General features: G+C 60.2%; 21 protein-coding genes. 11 read left to right on the forward strand and 10 right to left on the reverse strand.

From position 1 onward, the window contains the following. Nucleotides 1-206: 206 nt before the first annotated feature. Nucleotides 207-1,172 (reverse strand): LysR family transcriptional regulator, encoded by a 966-nt coding sequence (locus tag ACZ9IM_RS15430; RefSeq protein ID WP_427624614.1) that lies wholly within the window; start codon nucleotides 1,170-1,172, stop codon nucleotides 207-209. Nucleotides 1,173-1,477: 305 nt separating this feature from the next. On the opposite strand from ACZ9IM_RS15430, the gene argH reads away from it, so the two are divergent. The 9 genes from argH to ACZ9IM_RS15475 all read left to right on the forward strand — a co-directional run bounded on the left by argH (nucleotide 1,478) and on the right by ACZ9IM_RS15475 (nucleotide 11,305). Further along, nucleotides 1,478-2,905, forward strand: coding sequence for an argininosuccinate lyase (gene argH, locus ACZ9IM_RS15435; protein WP_476224387.1), 1,428 nt, complete (start codon nucleotides 1,478-1,480; stop codon nucleotides 2,903-2,905). A gap of 172 nt (nucleotides 2,906-3,077) precedes the next feature. Continuing rightward, nucleotides 3,078-3,956, forward strand: coding sequence for an amino acid ABC transporter permease (locus tag ACZ9IM_RS15440; protein WP_008015001.1), 879 nt, complete (start codon nucleotides 3,078-3,080; stop codon nucleotides 3,954-3,956). A gap of 10 nt (nucleotides 3,957-3,966) precedes the next feature. Further along, nucleotides 3,967-4,731 (forward strand): amino acid ABC transporter ATP-binding protein, encoded by a 765-nt coding sequence (locus ACZ9IM_RS15445; protein ID WP_007900205.1) that lies wholly within the window; start codon nucleotides 3,967-3,969, stop codon nucleotides 4,729-4,731. Nucleotides 4,732-4,784: 53 nt separating this feature from the next. Beyond that, on the forward strand, nucleotides 4,785-5,609 hold the full coding sequence (locus ACZ9IM_RS15450; RefSeq protein ID WP_476224388.1) for an ABC transporter substrate-binding protein: 825 nt from the start codon (nucleotides 4,785-4,787) through the stop codon (nucleotides 5,607-5,609). A gap of 402 nt (nucleotides 5,610-6,011) precedes the next feature. After that, nucleotides 6,012-6,860 (forward strand): polysaccharide deacetylase family protein, encoded by an 849-nt coding sequence (locus ACZ9IM_RS15455; RefSeq protein ID WP_476224389.1) that lies wholly within the window; start codon nucleotides 6,012-6,014, stop codon nucleotides 6,858-6,860. Further along, nucleotides 6,853-7,740, forward strand: a complete 888-nt coding sequence (locus ACZ9IM_RS15460) for a polysaccharide deacetylase family protein (protein WP_476224390.1) — start codon at nucleotides 6,853-6,855, stop codon at nucleotides 7,738-7,740. The genes ACZ9IM_RS15455 and ACZ9IM_RS15460 overlap by 8 nt, the downstream gene beginning before the upstream one ends. A 50-nt stretch (nucleotides 7,741-7,790) precedes the next feature. Further along, nucleotides 7,791-9,134 carry an MmgE/PrpD family protein gene (locus ACZ9IM_RS15465; protein ID WP_476224459.1) on the forward strand — a complete coding sequence of 448 codons (1,344 nt, stop codon included), beginning with the start codon at nucleotides 7,791-7,793 and terminating at the stop codon, nucleotides 9,132-9,134. 138 nt (nucleotides 9,135-9,272) lie between these two features. After that, nucleotides 9,273-10,451, forward strand: coding sequence for an MFS transporter (locus ACZ9IM_RS15470; protein WP_476224391.1), 1,179 nt, complete (start codon nucleotides 9,273-9,275; stop codon nucleotides 10,449-10,451). A 158-nt stretch (nucleotides 10,452-10,609) separates the two neighbouring features. After that, nucleotides 10,610-11,305 carry an HPP family protein gene (locus ACZ9IM_RS15475; RefSeq protein WP_427624624.1) on the forward strand — a complete coding sequence of 232 codons (696 nt, stop codon included), beginning with the start codon at nucleotides 10,610-10,612 and terminating at the stop codon, nucleotides 11,303-11,305. 149 nt (nucleotides 11,306-11,454) lie between these two features. Here the strand turns inward: ACZ9IM_RS15475 and astA are convergent, their stop codons facing one another. From astA to ACZ9IM_RS15510, 7 genes are all read right to left on the reverse strand, one after another. After that, nucleotides 11,455-12,489, reverse strand: a complete 1,035-nt coding sequence (astA, locus tag ACZ9IM_RS15480) for an arginine N-succinyltransferase (RefSeq protein ID WP_008072418.1) — start codon at nucleotides 12,487-12,489, stop codon at nucleotides 11,455-11,457. Beyond that, a complete protein-coding gene (ctlX, locus tag ACZ9IM_RS15485; RefSeq protein WP_476224392.1) occupies nucleotides 12,486-13,430 on the reverse strand; it encodes a citrulline utilization hydrolase CtlX in 945 nt (314 codons plus the stop codon). Before ctlX ends, astA begins: the two co-directional genes overlap by 4 nt. 276 nt (nucleotides 13,431-13,706) lie before the next feature. Next, nucleotides 13,707-14,186, reverse strand: coding sequence for an Lrp/AsnC family transcriptional regulator (locus tag ACZ9IM_RS15490; protein ID WP_007900194.1), 480 nt, complete (start codon nucleotides 14,184-14,186; stop codon nucleotides 13,707-13,709). A gap of 12 nt (nucleotides 14,187-14,198) precedes the next feature. Further along, nucleotides 14,199-14,960: an ABC transporter ATP-binding protein gene (locus tag ACZ9IM_RS15495; RefSeq protein WP_427624628.1), complete on the reverse strand. Its 762-nt coding sequence runs from the start codon at nucleotides 14,958-14,960 to the stop codon at nucleotides 14,199-14,201. A 53-nt stretch (nucleotides 14,961-15,013) separates the two neighbouring features. Continuing rightward, nucleotides 15,014-15,724, reverse strand: a complete 711-nt coding sequence (locus ACZ9IM_RS15500; RefSeq protein ID WP_008008584.1) for an ABC transporter permease — start codon at nucleotides 15,722-15,724, stop codon at nucleotides 15,014-15,016. Continuing rightward, on the reverse strand, nucleotides 15,721-16,446 hold the full coding sequence (locus ACZ9IM_RS15505; protein WP_008072415.1) for an ABC transporter permease: 726 nt from the start codon (nucleotides 16,444-16,446) through the stop codon (nucleotides 15,721-15,723). Before ACZ9IM_RS15505 ends, ACZ9IM_RS15500 begins: the two co-directional genes overlap by 4 nt. Nucleotides 16,447-16,522: 76 nt before the next feature. Further along, on the reverse strand, nucleotides 16,523-17,302 hold the full coding sequence (locus ACZ9IM_RS15510) for a transporter substrate-binding domain-containing protein (RefSeq protein WP_427624629.1): 780 nt from the start codon (nucleotides 17,300-17,302) through the stop codon (nucleotides 16,523-16,525). Nucleotides 17,303-17,877: 575 nt separating this feature from the next. On the opposite strand from ACZ9IM_RS15510, the gene ACZ9IM_RS15515 reads away from it, so the two are divergent. Continuing rightward, nucleotides 17,878-18,984: an enoyl-CoA hydratase/isomerase family protein gene (locus tag ACZ9IM_RS15515; protein WP_427624630.1), complete on the forward strand. Its 1,107-nt coding sequence runs from the start codon at nucleotides 17,878-17,880 to the stop codon at nucleotides 18,982-18,984. A 3-nt stretch (nucleotides 18,985-18,987) separates the two neighbouring features. Continuing rightward, nucleotides 18,988-20,139, forward strand: coding sequence for an acyl-CoA dehydrogenase family protein (locus ACZ9IM_RS15520; protein WP_427624631.1), 1,152 nt, complete (start codon nucleotides 18,988-18,990; stop codon nucleotides 20,137-20,139). Between the two features lie 129 nt (nucleotides 20,140-20,268). On the opposite strand, the gene ACZ9IM_RS15525 is transcribed toward ACZ9IM_RS15520, so the two are convergent. Continuing rightward, nucleotides 20,269-21,042: an enoyl-CoA hydratase gene (locus tag ACZ9IM_RS15525; protein ID WP_052966350.1), complete on the reverse strand. Its 774-nt coding sequence runs from the start codon at nucleotides 21,040-21,042 to the stop codon at nucleotides 20,269-20,271. A 14-nt stretch (nucleotides 21,043-21,056) separates the two neighbouring features. Continuing rightward, nucleotides 21,057-22,184, reverse strand: a complete 1,128-nt coding sequence (locus ACZ9IM_RS15530) for an acyl-CoA dehydrogenase (protein ID WP_427624632.1) — start codon at nucleotides 22,182-22,184, stop codon at nucleotides 21,057-21,059. Between the last annotated feature and the right edge of the window lie 180 nt (nucleotides 22,185-22,364).

A 22,364-nucleotide genomic window follows, 5' to 3' on the forward strand; every position in this document is an offset into this window, starting at 1 on the left:
GGCACTGGAAGACGAGAACTCCACGGTCTGACTTTGACTACGTTTCACGACTTGCCCTGGAATGAATCGTTTTATCGGCAACTCGGTTTTGAAACTTTGAGCCGGGCTGAAATCGGCCCACGTTTAACGGCGGTGTTGAACAATGAAAGCAACCACGGTTTGCCTGGGGAGCGACGCTGTGCGATGCGCTTGACGCTGCGTTTGCGTCAAAACGACGCCTTCAAATCCACACCCAACGCCTGGGCAAACGCCTTTACCAGCGGACTACGCACAGTGTTGTGACGCAGGATCAAATTGAACGGCGTGACGATGTTGATCAGGTCCGGCCGCACCGCCCGAAACTGTCCCTGAGCCACCAGGGTTGCCGCGTAATGCTCGGGCAGAAAGCCGACGAAACGGCCGGTCTTGACCAGCAGCGCTACGGCTTCGACCTGAGTCGCCGAGGCAGAAAAGCTGTCGTAGCGGGCAAAATTCAGTTTGTCTCGATGGATCGCGTAACGGTGGTTGATGCACTCGTAATCCTGCAGCACATTGCTGCCCATCTCCGCCTCCGGCACTGAGAACAGCGGATGGCCGACAGCGCAATACACGTACGAGCGTTCTTCATAAAGCGGGAAGTAATCGAACTCCTCTCTTTTCTGATAAACCGGCACGATCCCGGCCACTAACCGCCCCTCGACGACGCCTCTTTCCACCTCATCTAACTGAGACGCCTGAAGTTGAAACCTTACTTTCGGCGACTCTTCATTTATTTTTCTTAGCGCCGCAACTAACGGTGAATTATCGTCGGTAATCGTATTATCAATAACACCCACCCCAAGGTCGCCAATAAGTTCATTCTGCGCCGAACTAAGCCGGTCACGAAAGTTATCGACGGAGGCAAACAAATCGATCGACGCCTGGTACACCAGACGCCCTTCTTCGGTCAGGTGAAAACCTTCCCGCCCTCGGGTACACAGGCGCATGCCGATGCGAATCTCGAGGTCGGAGATCTGTTTGCTGATGGCCGCCAGGCCCACATTCAGCTCATTCTGCGCCGCACTGAAGCCACCGGCCTCGACCACAGCCTTGAATACTTTGAGCAGTTTGAAGTCCAGACCGCTGAGGGCCAGCGGTGCCCGATGTAGCGTTTTTGGCGGCGGGTTTCCGGAATTGGAAAGTGGGGTTTCCATAATGCTTATTTACCTCTGGCGCCCTATTCAACAATCTGTGTCCAACAACAAAAACAGTGCTGGCTAATAATAATGAACACAGAAAACAAAGCTTGGCAACCGTTAATAAATCCCGCAGATCAGTGCCAACTCACTGATTTCGAACTATTAAAAGCTGACATTTCGATCAGCTCTCGCCATTTAGCAACTGCGCTTTTCCCCTGCCCTTGAATTTGATTGAGCCGAACCACGCCCGAATGATTTTCGGCGGGTGTTTCAGGCTCGGCATACCGATTTCAATTCGCTTTACGATGAGGAAAACAACAATGTCTCAAACCACCGACCGTCTCTGGGGTGCTCGCTTCAAGAGCGGCCCGTCCGAAGCCCTGGCGGCCCTGTCCCGTTGCCCCGAGCGCTACTTTCGCCTCACCCCGTACGACCTCGCCGGCTCCAAGGCGCATGCCCGGGAATTGCAGCGCGCAGGGCTTCTGAGCGAGCAGGAAACCCGGACCATGCTCGACGCTCTGGAGCGTATCGGTGATGACTTCCGTGCCGGCAGCATCGCGCCGACGCTGGACGACGAAGACGTGCATACCTTCATCGAGCGCCTGCTGACCGAACGCCTCGGCGCACTGGGCGGCAAGCTGCGCGCCGGCCGCTCGCGCAACGACCAGACCGCCAACGACCTTCGGCTGTTCCTGCGTGATCACGTGCGCACCCTGGCCGTTGAAGTGCTGGCCTTGCAACAAGCGCTGGTGGATCAGGCCGAGCAACACATCGAGAGCATCTGCCCCGGTTTCACTCATCTGCAACAGGCCCAGCCGATCGTCTTCGCTCACCACTTGCTGGCTCACGCCCAATCGATGCTGCGTGACGTGCAGCGCCTGGTGGATTGGGATGTACGCACCTCGCTGTCGCCACTCGGCGCGGCGGCCATGGCCGGTTCCGCCATCGCACGTCTGCCGCAGCAGTCAGCCAAGGAAATGGGCTACAGCGGTGTTTGCGAAAACTCCATCGACGCCGTGGCCAGCCGCGATCATGTTGCCGAGTTTCTGTTTATCGCCAGCATGCTGGGGATCAACATTTCCCGCCTCGCCGAAGAATTCTGCCTGTGGTCGTCACGGCAATTTCGCTGGGTCGCGCTGGACGATGCCTACGCCACCGGCAGTTCGATCATGCCGCAGAAGAAAAACCCGGACATCGCTGAACTGGCCCGGGGCAAGGCCGGTCGCCTGATCGGTAACCTGACCGGTTTGCTGTCGACCCTCAAGTCCCTGCCGCTGTCCTACAACCGCGACTTGAGTGAGGACAAGAACGGCGTGCTCGACAGCGTCGACACACTGCTGCTGGTGCTGCCGGCCATGGCTGGAATGGTCGCGACCATGAAGGTCAACGTCGAAGAACTGCGTCGTCAGGCCCCGCTGGGTTTCACCCTCGCTACCGAAGTGGCCGACTGGCTGGCGGTGCGCGGCGTGCCGTTCAAGGAAGCTCACGAAATCACCGGCGCACTGGTCCAGGCCTGTGAGAAACATGAGATCGAATTGTGGGAAGCATCCCCGGCGCTGCTGGCCGAGATCGATTCGCGCCTCAAGCCTGAAGTGCGCGACAGCCTGACGCTGGAAGCCGCCATCGCCGCCCGCAGTGGCTGGGGCGGCACCGCGCCGCAACAGGTGCGCGAGCAGATTGGCCGACTGAAAACTGCCCTTGCGGCGCAGCAGCAGTGGACCGAGAACTATCAGGGTTTCCGTCTTTAAGTCAGAGAGCAAAACCTGTGGGAGCGAGCCTGCTCGCGATAGCGGTATTACATTCAACATCCATGTTGACTGACCCGCCCCCATCGCGAGCAGGCTCGCTCCCACAGGGTTGCGCTTAACCTGAAAAACCATACATGCCGTCTTGATTGAGCGCGGCGTACGGAGAAACAACATGAGCCAGACTCAGGCAGAACGACTCCAGTCGGAGCGCAAACTGGCGGAAAACCAGTTCGATATCACCCAGTACCAGCATGTACCACGGCGTTACTACGGGCGGATTTTCTTCGCCACAGTGATCGTGATTGCGATTGTCGGTCTGGTACGGGCCTTCGCCGAAGGCAAGATCGAATGGTCGTACATCGGCCAGTTCCTCACCTCACAGGCAATTATGTGGGGCTTGCTCAACACCATCGTCATGGCGGTGCTGGCGATGGCGCTGGGCATCGTGTTCGGGGTGATCACCGCCATCATGCGCATGTCGGCCAACCCGATCCTGCGCTATGTGGCGCTGACCTACACCTGGCTGTTTCGCGGCACGCCGCTGATTCTGCAGCTGCTGCTGTGGTTTAACCTGGCGCTGATTTTCCCCACCATCGGCATCCCCGGCCTGTTCGAAATGGACACCGTGAGCCTGATGACGCCGTTCGTGGCCGCCCTCCTCGGCTTGAGCATCAACCAGGGCGCCTACACCGCCGAAGTGGTGCGCGCCGGTCTGCTCTCGGTCGACACCGGGCAGTACGAAGCCGCCAAGTCGATCGGCATGCCACGCCTGCAAGCCCTGCGCCGGATCATCCTGCCCCAGGCCATGCGGATCATCATTCCGCCGGTGGGCAACGAGTTCATCGGCATGGTGAAAATGACCTCCCTGGCGAGCGTCATTCAGTACTCGGAACTGCTCTACAACGCCCAGAACATCTACTACGCCAACGCCCGCGTGATGGAGCTGCTGATCGTCGCCGGTATCTGGTACCTGGCCACCGTCACTGTTCTGTCTTTTGGTCAAAGCCGTCTGGAGCGTCGTTTCGCTCGCGGCGCCGGCAAGCGTTCTTGAGGAGCCGCACATGAGAAGCATCGTCAAGGCCGTGAGCCTGAACAAGTACTACGACCATTTCCACGCACTCAAGGACATCAACATCGAGGTCGAGCAAGGCGAAGTGCTGTGCATCATCGGCCCGTCCGGCTCCGGCAAGAGCACCCTGCTGCGCTGCGTGAATCAGCTGGAAAAAATCGACAAGGGCGGCCTGTGGGTCGACGGCGAACTGGTGGGTTACCGCATCGTCGGCAACAAGCTGCACGAACTCAACGAGTCGCAGATCGCCCGTCAGCGCCTGGCTACCGGCATGGTGTTCCAGCGCTTCAACCTGTTCCCGCACATGACTGTGCTGCAAAACATCATCGAAGGGCCGTGCCAGGTGCTCAAGCGTTCGCCCAAAGAGGCGCACGAAGAAGCCTTGGAATTGCTCGCTCGCGTCGGCCTGGCCGACAAACGCAACAGCTACCCGATCGAACTGTCGGGTGGTCAGCAACAACGAGTGGCGATTGCCCGCGCGTTGGCCATGCGCCCCAAGCTGATGCTGTTCGATGAACCCACTTCGGCACTCGACCCGGAACTGGTCGGTGAGGTGCTGTCGGTGATGCGCGATCTGGCGCAGACCGGCATGACCATGATCGTCGTCACCCATGAACTGGGCTTCGCTCGCGAGGTTTCCAACCGCATGGTGTTCATGGACGAAGGACAGATCGTGGAGGCTGGAAGCCCCGAAGAAATACTAATAAGTCCACAAAACCCACGCACCCAAAGCTTCATTTCTGCCGTTCGAACCTAAGCGCCAGCCTCGGAAACCAAGAGCTGCGTAACAACACACATAAGAGAACGACCATGAAGAACTTCGTTATTCCAGCAGTACTCGCAGGCGTTATGGCTTCCACTGTCAGCTTTGCCGCCGAATTGCCGGCCAGCATCAAGGACAAGGGCGAGGTCGTGGTAGCGATCATGCCGAACTACCCGCCGATGGATTTCAAGGACCCGGCCACCAACACCCTCACCGGCCTCGACGTTGACCTGGGCAACGCCTTGGCCGAGCGGCTGGGCGTGAAGATCAAATGGCAGGAAACCGGCTTCGAACAAATGATCAACGCGCTGACCACCGACCGTGTCGACATGGTGATGTCGGGCATGACCGACACCGCTGAGCGTCAGGCCAGCGTGACCTTCGTCGACTACTTCACCAGCGGCCCGCAGTTCTACACCTTGCAGAAAAACAAGGACACGAACGAGATCATCGACCTGTGCGGCAAGAAAGTCGGCACCAGCCGCCGCACCACCTTCCCGGCGGAAATCGCCGAGTGGAGCAAGGCCAATTGCGAAGCCGCCGGCAAACCTGCGATCAACGTGATCGGCACCGAAGGCTCGGCCGATGCTCGCGCGCAACTGCGTCAAAGCCGTATCGACGCGGCCATGCAAGGCAGCGAAACCCTGCCGTACCTCAAGACCCAGGAAAAGGACATGTACAAAACCGTGGGCCTGCCAATTTCCAAGCAGTTCACCGGGCTGGGTGTGAGCAAGAAAAAGCCTGAGCTGAGTGAAGCGGTGAAAGTGGCGATGCAGAGCATGGTCGATGACGGCAGCTACCAGGCGATCCTGAAGAAGTGGGACCTGGAATTGGGTGCAATCAAGACCGTGACCATTAACGCCGGCAAGTAATGCTTGCCCCGTAGGAGCGAGCCTGCTCGCGATAGCGGCCTGTCAGATGACATAGATGTTAAATGTGCCGGCCCCATCGCGAGCAGGCTCGCTCCCGCACGAGATCCGGGTCGATCATGATGTTGTGGCCCACCGAAAAACCTGTGGGAGCGAGCCTGCTCGCGATAGCGGTCTGTCAGATGACATGGATGTTGAATGTGCCGGCCCCATCGCGAGCAGGCTCGCTCCCACACTAGATCCGGGTTGATCACAATTTTGTGACCAACCGAAAAACCTGTGGGAGCGGGCTTGCTCGCGAAGAGGCCCTGTCAGCCAGCATTGATGTTGACTGACACACCGCCTTCGCGAGCAAGCCCGCTCCCACAGGGTTCGGCGTTTACTTTTAAATAGTTGGAGCACCACATGTCCTCCTCACCCCAACCGACCTGGCCGGACCAGCACACAGCCTGCCTCGCCCTGGCCTTCGACCTCGATGGCCCGACCGGCGATGCGATGCTCAACGGTTCGATCTGGCGTAAACCCGAGTATTTCGGTTTCGGTGGTTATGGCCCCTATCGGGCGCTGCCGCGGATTCTCGATTTGCTGGATGAATTCCGGATCCCGACCACGTTTTTCGTCCCGGCCTGGGTCGTGGAGAACTGGCCGAAACAGTGCCAGGTAATCGTCGAGCGCGGGCATGAGGTCGCTTACCACGGTTACAAACATGAATCCTTTTACGCCCTGACGCTGGACCAGCAAAAGGACGTGATGCACAAATCCCGCGAGGTGTTCTGGAAGCATCTACACATCCGCGCCGAAGGCTTTCGCACTCCGTCCGGCGACTGGCGAGCCGAAACGCCGGCCATGCTGGTGGAAGCCGGCGTGACTTATTCCAGCAGCATGCGCGGCGATGATCGGCCGTATCTGGTCAGCGTGCCGGGCTTCGATAAGCCACTGGTGGAAATCCCCGGACGCTGGGAAATGGACGACTACGCCTCCCTCGCCTACACCCGCGCGCCGGACTTTCCGTCGGGGCTGGACCGTACGGCGAGCTACGAACTGACCCTCGACAACTGGTGCCGCGAGTTCAACGGTGCCATGGATGAAGGGTTGTGCCTGACCACCCTGTTCCATCCCAAGATCACCGGCAAACCGGGGCGCATCCTGCTTCTGGAAAAACTCTTCGAACACATGCGCCAACGCGACGACGTCTGGTTCGCCACCTGCCGCGACGTCGCCCACTGGTGGCTGAAGGAGCATCACCATGGTTGATTCCATCGTCTGGCCCAACGGCTACCGCTGCGCCGTGGTGCTGACCGTCGATTACAACGACATCCACGGCATCCTCACCCAGGCGCCGGAAGTCGCCGGGCGCGACAAGACTTTATCGGTGTGGCGCTACGGCACCCAACGCGGCGTCGAGCGTTTGCTCAGGCTTTTCGAAGAGCTGGGCGTTTCCAGCAGTTGGTGCATCCCCGGGATCGTTGCCGAGGAAAACCCGCAGCACATCCGAGCGATCCAGGCTGGCGGGCATGAGATTGCCTGCGCCGGGTATCGCCATCAGAACTACGACAAGCTGACGCTGGCCGAGCAAAGCGCCGAGGTCGCCAAGGGTTGCGCGGCATTGAGCGCGTTGACTGGTCAGCGTCCGACAGGCTTTCGCATCCCCGCCGGCAACGGTGCACCCGGCTTCATTGAAGCGTTAAGGGCGCATGGCATCCGCTGGGACTCGTCATGGCGCGGCGATGATTTGCCCTTCGCTCACCCGACGGCCCCCGAAGTGATCGAGCTGCCGTTGCACTACGAACTGGAAGACGAACCCTACTTCGCCTTCAACCTCAGCCCGGCGGTGCCGCCGGCGCAATCGCGGATCGCTTCCTACAGCCATACCCTGGGCAACCTGCAAATGGACTTCGCCGGGTTTCACCGCTTCGGGCTGTGTTACGTGCTGCGGCTGCACCCGGAAATCATCGCCACGCCCGGGCGGATCGGTGTGTTACGCGAATTGCTGCAAAGCATCCAACAGCATGACGACGTGTGGATCGCCACCGGTGCCGAGGTCGCTCAATGGTGGGCTGAATCGGCAGCGCCCGTGGCCGAGGATCATCCGGCGGCCGTGTACGAACGTCATTACCGGGATTACGGCGTATGAAAGATCAAGATCAAGAGATCGCAGCCTTCGGCAGCGCCTACGATGGGGTGATGCGGATGGAGCGGTTGGCGCAGTTCTGCGTCGATACTCGCTTCGAAGATTTACCCTCCGCGTTGGTGGAGCAAGCCAGGCGACACATCCTCGACACCTTCGGCGTGACCCTGGCCGGGGCCGGCAGTGATGTGGCGAAGCAGGCGCGTCAGGTTTTCGAGGGTGAAGCCGGCAGCACGTTGGTCTGGGGTACCGGTCAGCGCGTCGGCGCAGCGCAGGCCGCCATGCTCAACGGCATCGCCGCACATGCCCTGGAGCTGGACGACACCGGCGGCTGCGATCACTCCGGCGCGGTGGTGCTGCCGGCGGTGATGGCAGCGCTCTCGATGTCGGTAAAACCGGTCAACGGCCGCGAGTTGATCACCGCCGTGGTGATCGGCTACGAAATCGGCCGCCGGGTGCTTGAAGCCTGCGGCAGTTATTCGGCCCACAACGGCGCCGGTTGGCACTCCACCGCGACGTGCGGGGTGTTTGGTGCGGCGGCGGCCAGTGCACGGATTCTGGGTCTGGATGCCCAGCAAACCCTGGCGGCGCTGGGCATTGCCGGCAGCTTCAGCGGCGGTCTTTGGGCGTTCATTCATGACGGCTCGCAAAGCAAAAAACTCCACAGCGGAAGGGCCGCCGAAGGTGGATTGCTGGCGGCGCGGTTTGCGCAACAAGGCATCACCGGGCCGACAAAACTGTTCGATGATGTCTGGGGCGGTTTTCTCAAGACCCTCGCGGCGGATACCGCCGTGCCCGAGGCGCTGGATGCCGAACTGGGCCGTGTGTGGAAACTCGCCCGCTGCTCGATCAAACCCTACGCGGCATGCCGGGGGACGCATTCGGCGATCGATGCATTGGGCCTGTTGCTGGATCAATTGCAGGTCAGCGTGGATCAGGTCGAGAGCGTTCAGGTTTCGCTGTGCGGATTCCTTCAGGACATGTGTGGCGGTCAGGACATCAACACCCTGCCGGCGGCGCAGATGAGCTTGCGCTATGCCCTCGCCGCCCGACTGGTCCATGGGCATTGCCGGTTGGAAGCCTACGACGACGAACAGCGCCACCATCCGCGAATTGCTCACTGGATGTCGCGCATTCACCTTGAAGTCGACCCGCTACTGTCGGAGGATGGCGAGCCTGTGGTCAGCCTGCAGACCGTGGATGGTCGGCACGCGAGTTTGTGCGTTGAGGTGCCATTGGGGGCGCCGGGGAATCCGCTGAGTGATGAGGCGCTGGAGGAGAAATTCTGCAGTCTGGCGGGGCGGGTGATGCCGCAGGAGCAGGCGAAAGGCTTGCTTGAGCAGTTGTGGCGGCTTGAAGAACTGGAATCGGTTCGCACCCTTGATCGGTGGTTGAATTGAATATTGCGTTGCCTTCGCGGACCTCATCGCGAGCAGGCTCGCTCCCACATTTGAAATGCGTGCCCCTGTGGGAGCGAGCCTGCTCGCGATTGGCGGCGACACCTCGCTAAAATCTGAAATAAGGACATTTGCCCCACCGTGGTCACTTACTCGCTCGTTATCCGCCGGCTGATGATCTGCTCGCTGACCATCGTCGTCAGCCGCGCCATTACCAGCCCGTTGCTCACCCTGTTTCTGAGCAACAAACTCGGCCTTAACCAACAGGACGTCGGCCTGTTGCTGGGCATCGCGGTGTTCATCGCCACGCTGCTCGCGCTTTACGGCGGTTACATCATCGACCGCCTCGAAAAACGTCGGCTGCTGATTCTGACCATGCTCTCCAGCGCCATCGGTTTCGTGTTGCTGACCTTCGCCGAAAACCTCTACCTGACCACCGCCACCCTGGTGATCACCGAAACTGCCTCGGCGCTGTTCCTGATCGGGTCCAAGGCGATCCTCAGCGAAAACCTGCCCGTGGGCCAGCGCGCCAAGGCTTTTTCGCTGCGCTACACCCTGACCAATATCGGCTACGCCACCGGCCCGATGCTCGGCGTGGTGATCGCCGGGGTGCAGCCGCTGGCGCCGTTCCTGATTGCCGGCGGCATCGCGTTCTTCAGTATTTTCCTGATGAGCGGAATCCCCAAAGAACCGGCCCAGACACCCGCCATCGGCCAGCCCCAGAGTTTCCTCAAAACCCTGATCACCCTGAAGAACGACCGCACGCTGATCATGTTCACTTGCGGCTGCCTGCTCAGCACCGTGGTGCACGGTCGTTTCACCCTGTATCTGTCGCAATACCTGCTGGTCACCCAAGACACCAAACGCGCCCTGGAAACCATGGCCGCCCTGCTCGCCTGCAACGCCATCAGCGTGATCCTGCTGCAATACCAGATCGGGCGGTTCCTCAAACGCGAACAACTGCGTTACTGGATTGCTGGTGGCACCAGCCTGTTCATCCTCGGGTTGATCGGTTTCAGCCTGGCTGACAGCCTGGTGAGCTGGTGCGTGGCGATGTTCATCTTCACACTTGGCGAAATGATCATTTACCCGGCCGAATTTCTGTTCGTCGACACCCTGGCCCCGGAAGAACTGCGTGGCAGCTACTATGGCGCGCAGAATCTCGCGGCCCTCGGTGGGGCGCTGAGCCCGGTGATCTGTGGCTATCTGCTGCTGCACACGCCCGCGCCCACCATGTTTTATGCACTGAGTGCGTTGACGGCGATGGGCGGTTTGCTGTGCTTCATGAGCGGTCGGCGCGTGGCAATACTGCAAAAATAATGCACTGAAGCAGCATTAATATGAATTTGTCAGCATAAGGAATGATCGGCACACTGTGCGGCGTTCCTCCCCCAATAGTTGGAACCACTTCAAGGGCTTTCTGGGTATCCCAGCTAAGCCTTTTTTTTGCCTCGATTTTTATACGGACCGTTTGCCTCATGTTCGCTCGCTGGTTACCTGCTGCCATCAATACCCGCCCTTCAGAATGGAGCCGCGCAGCCATCGGCATGTCGCTGGGCACGATGTTCAGCGTCTGGCTCTGCAGTCAGGTATTCGGCATGCAAGTGGCGCTGCATCTGATCGGGCCACTGGGCGCCTCGGCGGTGCTGTTGTTCGCTGTATCCTCGGGCGCGCTTGCCCAGCCGTGGTCGATTCTTGGCGGTTACCTTTGCGCGGGAGTGGTCTCGCTACTGGTCGCTCATGTGCTCGGACGCACCCTCGGCAGCGCTTGCCTGGCTGCTGGCATGGCACTGATTCTGATGTGTTGGCTGCGTTGCTTGCACCCACCGGCCGGTGCCTTGGCGTTGCTTATGGTGGTGGCAGACCCGGCGACCATCGCCCTGGAGTGGAAAGCCCTCGGCCCGGTGATGCTCAGTGCCTCGACGATGCTGCTCAGCGCATTGGCGTACAACAATCTGACGCGCATTCGTTACCCAAAACGTCCCGCAGAACCGGCGCCGATGATGCCCGCCCCTGACAGTCAGGCGATCACTGCCGCGGATCTGAAACTGGCCCTCGCCGACATGGAGGCCTTCTACGACGTCACCCCTGAAGACCTCGAGCAGTTGATCCATGCCAGCGAGTTGCATGCCAGGCGCCGTAGCATCGGTGAAGTGCTGAGCGGCAGAACCTGAGTTCATCAAAGGCAGCAACAGGCTTTTGTGGCGAGGGAGCTTGCTCCCGCTGGGCTGCGAAGCGGCCCCTCTACAGAGCCTGCGACTGCTGCGCAGTCGAACGGGAGCAAGCTCCCTCGCCACAGGTTCATCGCAGACTCAACAACAGCTCAGGCCGCGGACTGCTGCCGCGCCGGCACTGCCACACTCACCGCGCGCACCGACGCCCCGGCACTCAACCCCAACGTTTTCGCCGTTTGCGCATCGACAATCAAGGTCCCGGCGGCGACTCGCGCCGGTGCTGCCGTAATCCGGCATTCGGCAAACTGGCGGTTGTGGATCAGGTACGTCGCCGCCTGCTCTCCTGGCGTACCGATGCTCAGTTGCAGCACCTGACTGTCACGCACCGCGCGGATGTCGCCAGTGGCGCATTCGATCAGCGGCCCGCCGTCAAAGATATCGATGTAATCCCGATGCTCGAACCCTTCTGCCTTGAGCATGCCCAGTGCCGGTTCGGTGTTGGGGTGCACGCGACCGATGACCGCTCGCGCTGCCTCGGGCAACAGGCAGGTCGGCAGCGGAAACTTGGGCATCAGTTCGGCGATGAAGGTTTTGTTGCCAAGGCCCGTGAGGTAGTCGGCGTCAGCGAAATTCATCTTGAAGAAGTGTCGCCCCAGGCCTTCCCAGAACGGTGAAACACCCTCTTCGTCGGAATAGCCACGCATCTCCGCGATCACCTTGTCACCGAAGTGCTGACGAAACTCTGCCAGAAACAGGAAGCGCGCCTTCGACAACAAACGACCATTCAGACCGCTGCGGTGATCGGCATGCAAAAACAGCGAACACAGCTCCGAGTGGCCGGTCATGTCATTGCCGAGGAACAACGTCGGCAGTTGCTGATTGATCCCTAGGTTTTTCGACGCGGCGACAAACAGGCCCAGTCGATAGTTGTACCAGGGCTCGCGTAAACCGACGGCGCCTGCCAACGCGCAAATACCGACCGCTTCTTGCTGGTCGTTCTCCAGCACAAACAGGTAGTCGGCATCGCCGCGCTCGGCCTCGCCTGCAAAGGTTTTCGCCGCCCATTCCAGACGCTGGGTCAAACGCGCCGCATCGGCCGGCAAGGTGGTCAAACCGGTTCCGGCGCTATGGGCCAGGGCTAACAGTGCCGGCAAATCTGCCGGTGTTGCAGGACGGACGATCATCGCACTTGCTCCTGGGCAGGTTTGGCCTGACGTTTAGATAAATAGACTTCGGCCAACATACAGCGGGCGCTGCCGCCGCCGATGCGTTCGATGGTGTCGATGTTCACCGGCAGCGGCGTGGTGTGGGCTTCGATCAAACGGCGCTGATCGGCATCCAGCGATTGCCAGGCGGTGCGCGACATCACCAGCAAGGGTTCGCCCGCAGCGTTGTGGACTTCCAGCATGTTGCCGGCGAACGACTCCAGCTGCGCCCAGTCCAGCGCGATCACCTTTTTGCCGCTGTCTTCCAGACGTTTACGCAGGGCCAGGCGTTCGCCCGGATGAGTGACGGAGGCCAGGCACGCGATGGCCAGCTGGGTGCCGACACTCATCATCACGTTGGTGTGATAGATCGCCACGCCCTGGCGGTCCACCGCGTTGAAGGCGCACAGCTCGTAACCCAAATGGTCGACCAGTTGATCCAGCGCCCGAGCGTGGGTGCGTGTGGAATAGCCGGCGTAACAAACCCGCTGCTGTCGGTCCAGCACCATGCTGCCGGTGCCTTCGAGGAACACTTCCTGCTGTTCCAGGCTGGAAAGGTCCAGCAACTGCTCGACGCGGTACTCGCCCCGCAGCCAGTCGAGCACACCTTTATCGCGCTCCAGACGGCGGTTGTGGCCTTGCATCGGGTACAGCACCAGTGTGCCGTCGGGGTGACTACTCCACCAATTGTTGGGGAAGATCGAATCGGGGGTATGCGGGGCTTCGAGGTCGTTATGCACCAGGACTTCGACGCCGTGGCTGCGCAGGGCGGCGACGTAGCCATCGAACTCTTCCAAGGCCTTTTGCTGCACGTCCTCGGACACCGAGGCCGGGCGCTGGAAACGGTTGTTCGCCGCCGTGTCCTGATTGAACGAGAAACGTGTCGGGCGAATCATCAAAACGGTATTGGTGGTTTGCATGGGCACAGATTCAATGAGGGTTGAGAGGTGCTCATTGTCTGTTCAGAGCCGGGAAAAACCCGGTTGATAAGGGCTTGGCGGGTGATGGAAATGGCTGAAAATCCGGGATCGTTCAGCCGATTCGGCGAGGGGTGAAAAGCAAAAGATCGCAGCCTTCGGCGGCGCCCACAGGCGCGTAGGAGCTGCCGAAGGCTGCGATCTTTTGACCTTGATCTTGACCTTGACCTTGACCTTGACCTTGACCTTGACCTTGACCTTAATCTCGCCGAACGCGCCCTATTCCATCGTGGTCTTGACCATCGCCAGTTCCGGATGGCTGACCAGTTTGTCGATGTGCAACTCCGGGTCGTCGAACCAGACTTCGGTCAGCACCCGATAATGCTCCATGTCCCGGCAACGCATGCGCAGGCTGTAGTCGAACGCACCGCTGATCAAGCGGCATTCCAGCACCTGCGGACAACCGCGAACCTTGGCCTCAAAAGCCTTTTGCGCCGCCCGCCCGCTTTGGTTCGACAGCGCAACCAACACCAGCAGCGACAGGCCCGGCGTCAGTTTTTTTTCGTCGAGAATAGCCCCGTAGCCACGGATAACCCCGAGCTGTTCGAGCTTGCGCACCCGCTCCAGGCACGGCCTGGGCGTGAGGTGTACGCGCTCGGAAAGCTTTTGATAAGTGATGCGCCCTTCGTGGCGCAGCACTTCGATAATGGCCTGATCGATACGATCAAGCACAATCGACAGATCGCGGATATCCGCCATGTACGTCTTGCCTCACTTCAAACGACCCGATAGGAATTGCTGTAAACGTTCACTCTCTGGCCGGTCAAGGATGGTTGCATCACCTTGCTCCTCGACCCGCCCCTGATGCAAGAACAACACCTGGCTGGACACTTGCCGGGCAAAGCCCATTTCGTGGGTCACCATCAACATGGTCCGGCCTTCTTCGGCCAGCGCCTGAATCACCTTCAACACCTCGCCCACCAGTTCCGGATCGAGGGCCGAGGTCGGCTCGTCGAACAACAGAATCTCCGGCTCCACGGCCAACGCCCGGGCAATCGCCACGCGCTGTTGTTGCCCACCGGACAGAAACGCCGGGTATTGATCGGCCACCCGTTGCGGCAAACCGACCTTGTCCAGATACGCCCGCGCGCTCTCTTCGGCGGCCTTGCGGCTGATACCCAGCACCCGACACGGCGCCAGTATGATGTTTTCCAGTACGGTCAGATGGCTCCACAGATTGAAATGCTGGAACACCATCGCCAGGCGTGTGCGCAAGCGCTGCAACTGTGCCGGGTTGGCGACTCGCATGCCGCCAGCGCCCGGGCGAGTGATGACGCGTTCACCGTCCAGCACAATGGCACCCTCGTCCGCCCGCTCCAGAAAGTTGATGCAGCGCAGCATGGTGCTTTTACCCGAACCGCTGGCACCGATCATGCTCACCACATCGCCGGCCCGTGCGTTCAACGAGACGCCTTTGAGCACTTCATTGTCACCAAAACGTTTGTACAGATTTTCAACCGTGAGTTTGTACATGCGTAAGTCTCCAGCAGTGCCTGCTTCGGCGCTGCTCTGGATGAAAAGAGGAATTAGTGCGCCGGCCCGAGGAAGCTCAACCAGCGCTTCTCCGCCAGACGAAACGCGCCGACCAAACCGAACGACAGCGCGAGGTACAGCAGGCCGGCAATGCCGAAGGCCTGAAAAGTCATGAAGGTCGCGGCATTGGCGTCCCGGGCGACTTTGAGAATGTCGGGAATGGTCGCGGTGAACGCCACCGACGTGGCGTGCAACATCAGAATCACTTCGTTGCTGTAATACGGCAGCGCCCGACGCAATGCCGAAGGCAGGATCAGCCGCAGGTACAGGCGCCAGCCACTCAAGCCATAGGCATGAGCCGCCTCTATTTCACCGTAGGGAATGCTGCGAATCGCCCCGGCGAAGATTTCCACGGTGTAGGCGCAGGTGTTGAGCGTGAACGCCAGCAAGGTGCAGTTCATCGCATCGCGAAAGAACGCTTCGAGCAGCGGTTGCGAGCGGACCACGGCTATACCGTAGATCCCGCTGTAGCAAATCAGCAACTGGATATACAGCGGCGTGCCACGAAACACATAGGTAAACAGCTGAACCGGCCAACGCAGCAGACCCCAGCGCGAAGTGCGCATGATCGCCAATGGCAATGACAGGAAGAACCCCATCACGATGCTCGCCACCAACAACCACAGGGTCATGGCGAGCCCGGTCAGGCTGTAGCCGTCGCTGAACAGAAAGGGTTTCCAGTATTCGGCAATCAACTCGATCATCGCGCCATCCCCCGTACGCCCTGGTTATAACGCCGCTCGAGCACTCGCAACACGTAGTTCGACGCGCTGGTGATCAGCAGGTACAGCGCCCCCGCCAGGAGCAGGAAGTCGAGCATGTTGAAAGTGCTTTTACCGGCCTCCTGCGCCACCTTGACCAGGTCCGACAAACCGATGATCGACACCAGCGCCGTGGCCTTGAGCAGCACCAGCCAGTTGTTGCCCAGGCTCGGCAAGGCGAACCGCATCATTTGCGGGAACACCACGAAACGAAAACGCTGCCAGCGGTTCAGACCGAAGCTGGCGGCGGCTTCCTGCTGGCCACGCGGCACGCTCAGGATCGCCCCGCGAAAGGTCTCGGTGAAGTACGCGCCGTAAATAAAACCGAGAGTGACGACGCCGGCCACAAAGGGGTCGATCTCCATGTAAGGCCAGTCCATGGCTTCGGTCAGGCTGCTCAGCCAGCCCTGCAGGCTGTAGAAAATCAGCAGCATCAGCACCAGGTCAGGCACACCGCGAATCAGCGTTGTGTAGAAGGTGGCGGGCAGGTTCAACAGTTTCAGCGGCGACAGCTTGGCCGCCGCGCCGAGCAACCCCAGCGCCATGCTTACCAGCAGCGACAGCGCCGACAATTTTAGGGTGACCCAGGTGCCATGCAGCAACAAAGGGCCATAGCCTTGCAGGGACGAAAGATCGACCCCGATCAGATTCAGGAAGGAATTCACGCCAGTCACCTGTCTTGAGGCACCCGCTTGCAAGCGCTGCGCCTGTTACCAGGACGCAGCGCTTTGGGCGCGAGGATCAGTTGTTGTAGAGGTCCAGATCGCCGAAGTGCTTCTGCTGGATCTGTGCGTAGATGCCCTTTTCATGCAGGGCCTTGATGGCGGTATTGAGCATGCCTTTGAGCTCTTCGTTGTCCTTGCGGATGCCGATGGCGATTTCCGATGGCACCAACGGGTCGCTGATGCCTTCGCTGTTCTGGAAGTCCGCCCCTTGGGGAGACGTCAGAAAGCTCATCTGCGCTTGCAGCTTGTCCTGAATCGACGCATCGAGACGCCCGAAAACCAGGTCGGCGTAAACCTGATCCTGGTTCTGGTAAGCGCGCAATTTCACCCCGCCCGGCCCCAGTTTGGCCTTGGCGTAGGTTTCCTGAATCGTGCCCTGCATGTAACCGATGGTTTTGCCTCGTAGCGATTCGGCGGTGGGCAACAGGCCGGAATCCTTGCGGGTGACGATGGCGGTCGGTCCGGCGTACAGGCGATCGGTAAAGTCGATCTGTTTTTTGCGCACGTCGGTGACCGTCATCGAGGATTCGATGGCGTCGAACTTGCCCGCCTTCAGGGCCGGAATCAGCCCGTCGAAGTCATTGCTGACCCACACGCACTTCAACTTCAGCTCGGCACAAATCGCATTGCCCAGGTCCACGCCAAACCCCTGCACACCGCCATCGGCGGTGGTGGATTCAAAAGGCGGGTAACTGGGGTTGACGCCGAATCGCAACTCTTTCCATTCCTTGGCGCTGGCTCCGGTGGAGCAGCACAGCAAAGCCAATGCCGGTAAGGTCAGCCATTTGATGTTCATCTTCTAGAGTCCCGGATTATTTGGATTTATCGCGGCTTGGCGCCTGCGCCGCACCACACTTTTTGACAGGGGCAGAGAGTCGATGCGGCATTCACCGCAGCCGTATTTGTTGTTGTTTTCGACTGGGTCTAATCAGTCGTCGGGGTCAGTCCGTTCCAGGCCCTTAATCGCAAGTGCTTGAAATGGATTGCCAGAATGCCAATTGCCCGGACGGCACGGGTGTCGTAAGTCCCTGTTCAGACAGCTCAAGTGCGCTGAACGAAGGCCTTTCGCAGCCGATTCTGTCGTTGATTGCCGGATGGGAGTAAAGATCGGAGGAAAGATCAAAAGAAAGATCAAAAGATCGCAGCCTTCGGCAGCTCCTGCATTGACCGCGTCCACCGCGATTTTTCGGCATGAACACCGATTGCGTAGGAGCTGCCGCAGGCTGCGATCTTTTGATCTTGCTCTAAGGTAAAAATGCAGACGGGACCTGCACGTATCCCGGTTGTACATCACAAATTTGCACTGATACGATCCAGCATCGCTCGCGCGCGAGCTTCTCTAGAAAGAACAATAAAAGCAGGGAGTTAGTGATGACTGCTCAGGTTTCATCCCCGACAACACAGCCCATGGATGCCACGCAAAACGAAGTGTTGGCCGAGGTTCGCAATCACATCGGTCACCTGACCCTCAATCGCCCCGCCGGCCTCAACGCCATTACCCTGGACATGGTTCGCAGCCTGCAACAGCAGCTCGATGCCTGGGCACAGGATCCGCAGGTGCATGCGGTGGTGTTGCGCGGTGCTGGTGAGAAAGCGTTCTGTGCCGGCGGCGATATTCGCTCGCTGTACGACAGTTTCAAAAGCGGCGACACCCTGCACGAAGACTTCTTCGTCGAGGAATACGCCCTCGACCTCGCCATCCATCACTATCGCAAACCGGTCCTGGCCTTGATGGATGGCTTTGTGCTGGGCGGTGGCATGGGGCTGGTGCAAGGCGCCGATTTGCGGGTGGTCACCGAGCGCAGCCGTCTGGCGATGCCGGAAGTGGCCATCGGTTATTTCCCGGATGTCGGCGGCAGCCATTTTCTGCCGCGCGTTCCCGGTGAACTGGGTATTTACCTCGGTGTCAGCGGCGTGCAAATCCGCGCGGCCGATGCGCTCTATTGCGGCCTGGCCGACTGGTACCTGGAAAGCAACAAGCTGGGCACTCTGGACGAGCAACTCGATCAGCTCCAATGGCACGAAACTCCGTTGAAGGACCTTCAAGGTCTGCTGGCGAAACTCGCCGTGCAACAACTGCCGGTGGCACCATTAGCGGCATTGCGGCCGGCCATCGATCACTTCTTCGCCCTGCCCGATGTGCCGAGTATGGTGGAGCAACTGCGTGCAGTGACCGTCGCCGACAGTCATGAGTGGGCCACGGCCACCGCTGACCTGCTGGAAAGCCGTTCACCGCTGGCCATGGGCGTGACCCTGGAAATGCTGCGGCGCGGTCGGCACCTGAGCCTGGAACAGTGCTTCGCCCTCGAACTGCACCTGGATCGCCAGTGGTTCGAACGCGGCGACCTGATCGAAGGCGTGCGCGCCTTGCTGATCGACAAAGACAAGAACCCGCGCTGGAATCCGCCGACTCTGCAGGCGCTGGACGCCGGGCACGTGGCGAGTTTTTTCACCGGGTTCGACCAGAGCGGGAGCTGAGCCATGCACGATATCGAATTGAGCGAAGAGCAAGTGATGATCCGCGACATGGCCCGGGATTTTGCCCGCGGCGAAATCGCGCCCCACGCACAAGCCTGGGAAAAGGCCGGCTGGATCGATGACGGTCTGGTGGCGAAGATGGGTGAACTGGGTCTGCTGGGCATGGTGGTGCCCGAGGAATGGGGCGGCACTTATGTCGACTACGTGGCCTACGCCTTGGCGGTGGAAGAGATTTCCGCCGGTGACGGCGCCACCGGTGCGCTGATGAGCATCCACAATTCCGTGGGCTGCGGGCCGGTGCTCAACTACGGCACCGAAGAGCAGAAACAGCAATGGTTGCCGGACCTCGCCAGCGGCCAGGCCATCGGTTGCTTCTGCCTCACCGAACCCCAAGCCGGTTCCGAAGCGCATAACCTGCGCACCCGCGCCGAATTGCGCGGCGGCCAGTGGGTGATCAACGGCGCCAAGCAATTCGTCAGCAATGGCAAACGGGCGAAACTGGCGATTGTCTTCGCCGTGACCGATCCGGAGCTGGGCAAGCGCGGTATCTCGGCGTTCCTGGTGCCGACCGAAACCGCGGGTTTCATCGTCGACCGCAGTGAACACAAGATGGGCATCCGCGCTTCTGACACCTGCGCCGTGACCCTGAACAATTGCACCGTTCCCGAGGCCAATCTGCTGGGCGAGCGCGGCAAAGGTCTGGCCATTGCCCTCTCCAACCTCGAAGGCGGGCGCATCGGCATCGCCGCGCAAGCCTTGGGCATCGCCCGCGCAGCGTTCGAAGCGGCGCTGGCTTATGCGCGGGATAGGGTGCAGTTCGACAAGCCGATCATCGAACACCAGAGCATCGCCAATATGCTGGCCGACATGCACACCCGCTTGAATGCTGCACGTTTGCTTATCCTGCACGCCGCGCGGTTGCGCAGTGCCGGCAAGCCGTGTCTGTCGGAGGCTTCCCAGGCCAAGCTGTTTGCCTCGGAAATGGCCGAGAAGGTCTGCTCGTCGGCGATACAGATTCATGGCGGGTATGGGTATCTGGAAGATTACCCGGTGGAGCGCTACTACCGGGATGCGCGGATCACGCAGATTTATGAAGGGTCGAGCGAGATACAGCGGATGGTGATTGCCCGGGAGCTCAAGCACTACCTGGTCTAAGAAGATCGTTCCCACGCTCCGCGTGGGAATGCATTCTGTGACGCTCTGCGTCATGTTTGCGAAGGGACGCGGAGCGTCCCGGGCGGCATTCCCACGCAGAGCGTGGGAACGATCGGTGAGGACGCCGCATTACTTGCCGACGAACTCCGCCTCACGCTTGGCAATAAACGCCGCCATCCCTTCCTTCTGATCCTGCGTGGCAAACGCCGCATGGAACACCCGGCGTTCAAATCGCACGCCTTCCGACAGGCTGACTTCAAACGCGCGGTTGACGCTTTCCTTGATCATCATCGCAATCGGCAGTGACTTCTTGGCAATCAGCGCCGCGACTTTCAGCGCTTCTTCCAGTAACTCATCCGCCGGCACGATCCGCGCAACAATGCCGCAACGCTCCGCTTCCACCGCATCGATCAAACGCCCGCTCAAGCACATTTCCATAGCCTTGGCCTTGCCCACTGCGCGAGTCAGACGCTGAGTGCCGCCCATGCCCGGCAGCACACCGAGGTTGATTTCCGGCTGACCGAATTTGGCGTTGTCGCCCGCCAGAATGAAGTCGCACATCAACGCCAGTTCACAACCACCGCCCAAGGCGAAACCGTTGACCGCGGCGATGATCGGCTTGCGGCGGTTGGCCACGCGATCGCTGTCGCTGAACAAGTCGTCGAGGTAGATCTGTGGATACGTCAGCTCGGCCATTTCCTTGATGTCAGCACCGGCGGCGAAGGCTTTTTTCGAGCCGGTCAGCACGATGCAACCGATGTTCGAATCGGCTTCCAGGCCATCGAGGGCGTGGTTCAGTTCGCTGACAATTTGCGCATTCAACGCGTTCAAGGCTTGCGGACGGTTGAGGGTGATCAGGCCGACGCGGCCGTGGGTTTCCAGCAAAATCGTTTCGTAGTTCATAGGTGGATTCCTTCTCAAAGATTGCGCGAAATAACCATGCGCTGAATATCGCTGGTGCCTTCGTAGATCTGGCACACCCGCACGTCGCGGTAGATCCGCTCCAGCGGGAAGTCGTTCAGGTAACCGTAACCGCCAAGGGTTTGCAACGCCGAGGAGCAGACCTTCTCGGCCATTTCCGAAGCGAACAGCTTGGCCATGGACGCCTCGACCAGCGCCGGTTTGCCACTGTCGCGCAACGCCGCCGCGTAATGCACCATCTGCCGGGCGACGGCAATCTGGGTCGCCATGTCCGCCAGCCGGAAGGCCACCGCCTGGTGTTCGATGATCGGCTTGCCGAAGCTCTCGCGTTCACGAGCATAGTCGCGGGCCGCTTCGAACGCGGCGCGGGCCATGCCCACCGATTGCGAGGCGATGCCGACACGGCCGCCTTCGAGGTTGGCCAAGGCGATCTTGTAGCCTTCGCCCTCCTCGCCCAGTCGATTGGCGACCGGGACTTTCACATCCTCGAAGAGGATCTGGCAGGTATCGGAGGCGTGCTGGCCGAGCTTGTCTTCGACTCGCGCAACTTTATAGCCCGGTGAATCGGTGGGCACGATCAGCGCTGTGATCCCACGCTTGCCGGCACTCGGGTCAGTCACCGCAAACACAATCACCACCCCGGCGTTTTGCCCGGAGGTAATGAACTGCTTACAGCCGTTGAGCACGTAGTGATCGCCGTCGAGCCGGGCGCGGGTTTTCAGGCTGCTCGCATCGGAGCCCGCTTGCGGTTCGGTCAGGGCAAACGCACCGAGCATCGCGCCGCTAGCGAGAGGCTTGAGGAAGCGTTCTTTCTGATCGTCGTTGCCGAACTTGAGGATCGGCACGCAACCTACCGAGTTGTGCACGCTCATGATGGTCGAGCAGGCGCCATCGCCGGCAGCGATTTCTTCCAGGGCCATGGCGTAGGCCAGGTAACCGGTGTCACAACCGCCCCACTCTTCCGGCACCAGCATGCCGAAGAAGCCCAGGTCGGCCATCTCGCCGATGGCTTCCTTGGGGAAGCGATGTTCGCGGTCCCATTCGGCGGCGAACGGTTTCAGCCGTTCCTGGGCAAACTGCCGGGCCGCGTCGCTGATCTGAAGTTGTTCGTCATTGGGAATCATGCCAAGTCCTTAAAAATGAGCCTAACGCACAAAATGCCTGGTTGAAACGCTGAACCTGTGGGAGCGCCTTGTGGCGAGGGGGCTTGCCCCCGTTCGAGTGCGCAGCGCTCGCAGATTCTTGGGGCCGCTGCGCAGCCCAACGGGGGCAAGCCCCCTCGCCACAAGGCCCGCTCCCACAAT

This window comes from Pseudomonas sp. TE12508 (assembly GCF_056279485.1).

Bases quoted from the DNA above. Each gene is read 5' to 3' on its own strand.
- ACZ9IM_RS15430 (WP_427624614.1), bottom strand. From the start codon at position 1,172: ATGGAAACCCCACTTTCCAATTCCGGAAACCCGCCGCCAAAAACGCTA.
- argH (WP_476224387.1), top strand. From the start codon at position 1,478: ATGTCTCAAACCACCGACCGTCTCTGGGGTGCTCGCTTCAAGAGCGGC.
- ACZ9IM_RS15440 (WP_008015001.1), top strand. From the start codon at position 3,078: ATGAGCCAGACTCAGGCAGAACGACTCCAGTCGGAGCGCAAACTGGCG.
- ACZ9IM_RS15445 (WP_007900205.1), top strand. From the start codon at position 3,967: ATGAGAAGCATCGTCAAGGCCGTGAGCCTGAACAAGTACTACGACCAT.
- ACZ9IM_RS15450 (WP_476224388.1), top strand. From the start codon at position 4,785: ATGAAGAACTTCGTTATTCCAGCAGTACTCGCAGGCGTTATGGCTTCC.
- ACZ9IM_RS15455 (WP_476224389.1), top strand. From the start codon at position 6,012: ATGTCCTCCTCACCCCAACCGACCTGGCCGGACCAGCACACAGCCTGC.
- ACZ9IM_RS15460 (WP_476224390.1), top strand. From the start codon at position 6,853: ATGGTTGATTCCATCGTCTGGCCCAACGGCTACCGCTGCGCCGTGGTG.
- ACZ9IM_RS15465 (WP_476224459.1), top strand. From the start codon at position 7,791: ATGCGGATGGAGCGGTTGGCGCAGTTCTGCGTCGATACTCGCTTCGAA.
- ACZ9IM_RS15475 (WP_427624624.1), top strand. From the start codon at position 10,610: ATGTTCGCTCGCTGGTTACCTGCTGCCATCAATACCCGCCCTTCAGAA.
- astA (WP_008072418.1), bottom strand. From the start codon at position 12,489: ATGATCGTCCGTCCTGCAACACCGGCAGATTTGCCGGCACTGTTAGCC.
- ctlX (WP_476224392.1), bottom strand. From the start codon at position 13,430: ATGCAAACCACCAATACCGTTTTGATGATTCGCCCGACACGTTTCTCG.
- ACZ9IM_RS15490 (WP_007900194.1), bottom strand. From the start codon at position 14,186: ATGGCGGATATCCGCGATCTGTCGATTGTGCTTGATCGTATCGATCAG.
- ACZ9IM_RS15495 (WP_427624628.1), bottom strand. From the start codon at position 14,960: ATGTACAAACTCACGGTTGAAAATCTGTACAAACGTTTTGGTGACAAT.
- ACZ9IM_RS15500 (WP_008008584.1), bottom strand. From the start codon at position 15,724: ATGATCGAGTTGATTGCCGAATACTGGAAACCCTTTCTGTTCAGCGAC.
- ACZ9IM_RS15510 (WP_427624629.1), bottom strand. From the start codon at position 17,302: ATGAACATCAAATGGCTGACCTTACCGGCATTGGCTTTGCTGTGCTGC.
- ACZ9IM_RS15515 (WP_427624630.1), top strand. From the start codon at position 17,878: ATGACTGCTCAGGTTTCATCCCCGACAACACAGCCCATGGATGCCACG.
- ACZ9IM_RS15520 (WP_427624631.1), top strand. From the start codon at position 18,988: ATGCACGATATCGAATTGAGCGAAGAGCAAGTGATGATCCGCGACATG.
- ACZ9IM_RS15525 (WP_052966350.1), bottom strand. From the start codon at position 21,042: ATGAACTACGAAACGATTTTGCTGGAAACCCACGGCCGCGTCGGCCTG.
- ACZ9IM_RS15530 (WP_427624632.1), bottom strand. From the start codon at position 22,184: ATGATTCCCAATGACGAACAACTTCAGATCAGCGACGCGGCCCGGCAG.